This is a genomic window from Ligilactobacillus apodemi DSM 16634 = JCM 16172 (assembly GCF_001434405.1).
GTDB classification, from domain to species: domain Bacteria; phylum Bacillota; class Bacilli; order Lactobacillales; family Lactobacillaceae; genus Ligilactobacillus; species Ligilactobacillus apodemi.
This window is the reverse complement of the sequence record NZ_AZFT01000003.1, coordinates 1-3,241: the sequence shown is the minus strand read 5'-3', so window position 1 is coordinate 3,241 and position 3,241 is coordinate 1. Positions and strand designations below refer to the sequence as shown.

Sequence of the window (3,241 nt, the reverse complement as noted above, 5' to 3'; positions counted from 1 at the left end):
AAACTTGTTCTTTGAAAACTAGATAATATCTTTTATTTCTTTGTTAATTAAAATAACCGAGAACACCGCGTTTTAAAGAGTTTAAAACATTAATGTTTAATCGCTAAACTCATAACCATTATCGTAAGATAATTTAGGTTAAGTTATTAAGGGCGCATGGTGGATGCCTTGGCACTAGGAGCCGATGAAGGACGTGACTAACTGCGATAAGCTTCGGGGAGTTGTAAGTAAACTGTGATCCGGAGATCTCCGAATGGGGAAACCCAGCAGCTGTAAAGAGCTGTTATCACTAAGTGAATTCATAGCTTAGTTGAAGGAAGACGTGGGGAACTGAAACATCTAAGTACCCACAGGAAGAGAAAGAAAATTCGATTCCCTGAGTAGCGGCGAGCGAAAAGGGAACAGCCCAAACCAAGAAGCTTGCTTCTTGGGGTTGTAGGACTGGACATTTGAGTTACCAAGAAACGAAGTAGTTGAATGATTTGGGAAGATCAGCCAGAGAAGGTGATAGCCCTGTAAGCGAAACTTCGTTTCCTCAGTCCGGGATCCTGAGTACGGCGGAACACGTGAAACTCCGTCGGAATCCGGGAGGACCATCTCCCAAGGCTAAATACTCCCTAGTGACCGATAGTGAACCAGTACCGTGAGGGAAAGGTGAAAAGCACCCCGGGAGGGGAGTGAAATAGTTCCTGAAACCATGTGCCTACAAGTAGTCAGAGCTCGTTAATGAGTGATGGCGTGCCTTTTGTAGAATGAACCGGCGAGTTACGTTAGCGTGCGAGGTTAAGGCGAAAAGGCCGGAGCCGCAGCGAAAGCGAGTCTGAATAGGGCGACTGAGTACGTTGACGTAGACCCGAAACCAGGTGACCTACCCATGTCCAGGTTGAAGGTGCGGTAAGACGCACTGGAGGACCGAACCCGTGTATGTTGAAAAATGCTGGGATGAGGTGTGGGTAGAGGTGAAATTCCAAACGAACTTGGAGATAGCTGGTTCTCTCCGAAATAGCTTTAGGGCTAGCCTCGGAGTTAAGGATAGTGGAGGTAGAGCACTGTTTGGACTAGGGGCCCGTCTTGGGTTACTGAATTCAGATAAACTCCGAATGCCACATATCTATATCCGGGAGTCAGACTGCGAGTGATAAGATCCGTAGTCGAAAGGGAAACAGCCCAGACCACCGATTAAGGTCCCTAAATATGTGTTAAGTGGAAAAGGATGTGGAATTGCACAGACAACTAGGATGTTGGCTTAGAAGCAGCCACCATTTAAAGAGTGCGTAATAGCTCACTAGTCGAGTGATCCTGCGCCGAAAATGTAACGGGGCTAAACACATTACCGAAATCGTGGATGCAACTTAGTTGCATGGTAGGAGAGCGTTCTAAGGGCGATGAAGCTAGACCGTAAGGACTGGTGGAGCGCTTAGAAGTGAGAATGCCGGTATGAGTAGCGAAAGATCAGTGAGAATCTGGTCCACCGTATGACTAAGGTTTCCTGGGGAAGGCTCGTCCTCCCAGGGTTAGTCGGGACCTAAGCCGAGGCCGAGAGGCGTAGGCGATGGATAACAGGTTGAGATTCCTGTACTGGTCTGATTTGTTTGAACGATGGAGGGACGCAGGAGGCTAGAGATGCGTGCTGTTGGATATGCACGTCCAAGCAACAAGTCTGATGATGAGTCAAATGCTTTTCATCTTAAGGACAAGTTGTGATGGGGAGCGAAATTAAAGTAGCGAAGTGATCGATGTCACACTGCCGAGAAAAGCTTCTAGTTAGAATCAGATCACCCGTACCGCAAACCGACACAGGTAGTCGAGGCGAGTAGCCTCAGGTGAGCGAGAGAACTCTCGTTAAGGAACTCGGCAAAATGACCCCGTAACTTCGGGAGAAGGGGTGCTGCACAATGTGCAGCCGCAGTGAATAGGCCCAGGCGACTGTTTATCAAAAACACAGGTTTCTGCAAAATCGTAAGATGAAGTATAGGGGCTGACGCCTGCCCGGTGCTGGAAGGTTAAGAGGATGGGTTAGCGTAAGCGAAGCTCAGAATTGAAGCCCCAGTAAACGGCGGCCGTAACTATAACGGTCCTAAGGTAGCGAAATTCCTTGTCGGGTAAGTTCCGACCCGCACGAAAGGCGTAACGATCTGGGCACTGTCTCAACGAGAGACTCGGTGAAATTATAATACCCGTGAAGATGCGGGTTACCCGCGACAGGACGGAAAGACCCCATGGAGCTTTACTGTAGCTTGATATTGGGTGTTTGTACAACTTGTACAGGATAGGTAGGAGCCGTAGAAGTCGGAACGCTAGTTTCGATCGAGGCGTTGGTGGGATACTACCCTCGTTGTATGAACACTCTAACCCTCGCCGCTTATCGCGGCGGGAGACAGTGTCAGGTGGGCAGTTTGACTGGGGCGGTCGCCTCCTAAAAGGTAACGGAGGCGCCCAAAGGTTCCCTCAGAATGGTTGGAAATCATTCGCAGAGTGTAAAGGCATAAGGGAGCTTGACTGCGAGACCTACAAGTCGAGCAGGGACGAAAGTCGGGCTTAGTGATCCGGTGGTTCCGTATGGAAGGGCCATCGCTCAACGGATAAAAGCTACCCTGGGGATAACAGGCTTATCTCCCCCAAGAGTCCACATCGACGGGGAGGTTTGGCACCTCGATGTCGGCTCATCGCATCCTGGGGCTGTAGTCGGTCCCAAGGGTTGGGCTGTTCGCCCATTAAAGCGGTACGCGAGCTGGGTTCAGAACGTCGTGAGACAGTTCGGTCCCTATCCGTCGCGGGCGTAGGAAATTTGAGAGGATCTGTCCTTAGTACGAGAGGACCGGGATGGACATACCGCTGGTGTACCAGTTGTTCTGCCAAGGGCATCGCTGGGTAGCTATGTATGGATGAGATAAACGCTGAAAGCATCTAAGTGCGAAACTCACCTCGAGATAAGATTTCCCATTCCTTTATGGAAGTAAGACCCCTGAGAGATGATCAGGTAGATAGGATGGAAGTGGAAGTACGGTGACGTATGGAGCGGACCATTACTAATCGGTCGAGGACTTAACCAAGTCAAGAAACGCAGTTTTCGGAAATGAAGATATTGTCTAGTTTTGAGAGAACAAGGTTCTCATAAACAAAGTGTGGTGGCGATAGCACAAAGGCTACACCTGTTCCCATTCCGAACACAGAAGTTAAGCTTTGTCACGCCAAGAGTAGTTAGGGGATCGCCCCTTGCGAGGGTAGGAAGTTGCCACGC

2 rRNA genes are annotated in these 3,241 nt (G+C 49.6%); both read left to right on the top strand.

Features of this window, described 5'->3' with window-relative positions:
- Positions 1-136 precede the first annotated feature (136 nt).
- Positions 137-3,053: ribosomal RNA gene (locus FC32_RS00715) — 23S ribosomal RNA — on the top strand.
- 71 nt (positions 3,054-3,124) lie between these two features.
- Positions 3,125-3,241, top strand: a 5S ribosomal RNA gene (gene rrf, locus FC32_RS00710).